The organism is Bacillota bacterium (genome assembly GCA_040754675.1).
In the GTDB taxonomy this organism is placed as follows: Bacteria; Bacillota; Limnochordia; order Limnochordales; family Geochordaceae; genus Geochorda.
Genome location: JBFMCJ010000723.1, coordinates 1 through 1,769, shown reverse-complemented (window position 1 = coordinate 1,769; position 1,769 = coordinate 1). Strand labels below are relative to the sequence as shown.

4 protein-coding genes are annotated in these 1,769 nt (G+C 67.2%); all 4 read left to right on the top strand.

Annotated features, from left to right (window positions below; genetic code table 11):
* Window positions 1-135: 135 nt before the first annotated feature.
* The 4 genes from AB1609_22940 to AB1609_22925 are packed head-to-tail and all read left to right on the top strand — an operon-like array spanning window position 136 to window position 1,704.
* Entirely contained in the window at window positions 136-666 is a 531-nt protein-coding gene (locus AB1609_22940) for a cytochrome c oxidase subunit 3 (protein MEW6049291.1), read from the top strand.
* A 17-nt stretch (window positions 667-683) separates the two neighbouring features.
* Entirely contained in the window at window positions 684-995 is a 312-nt protein-coding gene (locus AB1609_22935; GenBank protein ID MEW6049290.1) for a cytochrome C oxidase subunit IV family protein, read from the top strand.
* Window positions 996-1,019: 24 nt separating this feature from the next.
* Entirely contained in the window at window positions 1,020-1,460 is a 441-nt protein-coding gene (locus AB1609_22930; protein MEW6049289.1) for a DUF420 domain-containing protein, read from the top strand.
* Window positions 1,461-1,476: 16 nt separating this feature from the next.
* Window positions 1,477-1,704, top strand: coding sequence for a hypothetical protein (locus AB1609_22925; protein ID MEW6049288.1), 228 nt, complete (start codon window positions 1,477-1,479; stop codon window positions 1,702-1,704).
* Window positions 1,705-1,769: the final 65 nt, after the last annotated feature.

Here is a 1,769-nt window from a genome sequence, read left to right as displayed (position 1 = left end):
TGTATTTGTGGGTGCTCCTTTTCTGGATCTGAGAGGAGTGTGACGCGGGTGGACACGGCGCAACTTCGCCCCGCCGTGACCGGGTCCGAGTGGGGAGGCGGCACCTCGCCGTTCCGGGTGACGTGGGGCAAGCTGATGATGTGGCTGTTTCTCCTCTCCGACACCCTCACCTTCGGGGGATTCCTTTCGGGGTACGGGTTCAGCCGCCTGGCCGCCCCAGCGTGGCCAAGGCAGAGCGAAATCTTCAACCTGGGCCTGGTGGGCCTGATGACGTTCATCCTCATCTGTTCGAGCGCCACCATGGCGATGGCGGTGGCGGCGTCGCGCCGGGAGGCCTGGAAAGACGCCGTTCGTTTCCTTGCCTTCACCATCCTCGGGGGCCTGGCGTTCCTGGGGATGCAGGCTTACGAGTGGAGCCGTTTCATCGGGGAAGGCGCCCGCCTTTGGGGCAACCCCTGGGGGGTGCCGCTCTTCTCGGCCACGTTCTTCCTCATCACGGGTTTTCACGGGCTGCACGTGAGCGCGGGCGTCATTTACCTGGCGACCGTGGTGCGGCGGGTGCGTATCGGGCGCTACACGGCGGACGGGGTCGAGACGGCCGGGCTGTACTGGCACTTCGTGGACCTGGTATGGGTCTTCATCTTCACGCTGCTGTACCTGGTGTAGGGGGAGGGTGGAAGCCCGTGCAATCGGAAAGGTCGCAAGATCAGGCCACGCACGGCACTGCGTATGGGCTGTACGTGCGCACCTGGGTGTGGCTGCTCCTCATCACACTGCTGGAGCTGGGCGTCGTGAGCGTCAGCCTGCCAAGGGTGCTGGTGGTGACGCTGCTCGTCGTGCTGGCCATGATGAAGGGCGCCCTCATCATGGCCTACTTCATGCACCTGCGCTTTGAGCGCCTGAGCTTCGTGTACGTGGTGCTAAGCCCGCTCATCTTCACCGTCATCCTGTTTGGCGCGATCGCACCGGACGCCTTGAACCGCATCGTCGGCTGAGCAGAACAGGAGAAACAACCGCAGGTGAACGTTCCCATCCACCCGACGCTGAACGCCGCGCTGAACGCGCTGAGCGGTATCTTCCTGGTTGCCGGGTACGCCAACATCCGGCGGAGGCGCATACGACACCATCGCGCTTTCATGCTGGCCGCGTTCGGCACGTCAATCCTCTTCTTGATCAGCTACCTCGTTTACCACAGCCGGGCCGGCACGGTTCCGTTCACCGGGCAGGGGTGGGTGCGGCCGTTTTACTACGCCGTGCTCGCCTCACACACGGTGCTGGCAGCGGCCATCGTCCCGATGGCTGTCCTTACCATCGGGCGGGCGCTGGCGGGGCAGTGGGAGCGACACCGCCGGCTGGCGCGGTGGACCTTGCCGCTGTGGCTGTACGTGTCGGTGACGGGAGCCGCGGTGATTTACGTCCTGCTCTACCTGCTTTACCCGGCACCGCGCTCCGGCGGGTGAGGGCGGGGGAGAGGCCATGCCGGTCGGGGTACCAAGCGGCCAGGACGCCGGGCTCTTGCTCCTGATCGCGGTGCCGTACCTGATGGCAGCCGCGGCGTTCGTCGTGTGGCTGGTCTTGCGAGCCCGGCGGGCCGAGGGGAGGCGCCTGCACCCGACGGCGAAAGGGAAGGTCTGCCGTGACGGGGCGCCGCCCGCCGGTGCGCCCCACATGGCGCGCAGGGGCGAGCGGCCGCCGGGCGGGTAAGGGAGGCCGTCGCCGGCCGGCAGCCAGCGGCTGGCAGGGCGCGCCGGCAGGCGCGGGGCCGGGAA

What these genes read in the sequence shown, in the direction of transcription:
- AB1609_22940 (MEW6049291.1), top strand. Translation starts at nt 136, where the DNA reads ATGATGTGGCTGTTTCTCCTCTCCGACACCCTCACCTTCGGGGGATTC.
- AB1609_22925 (MEW6049288.1), top strand. Translation starts at nt 1,477, where the DNA reads ATGCCGGTCGGGGTACCAAGCGGCCAGGACGCCGGGCTCTTGCTCCTG.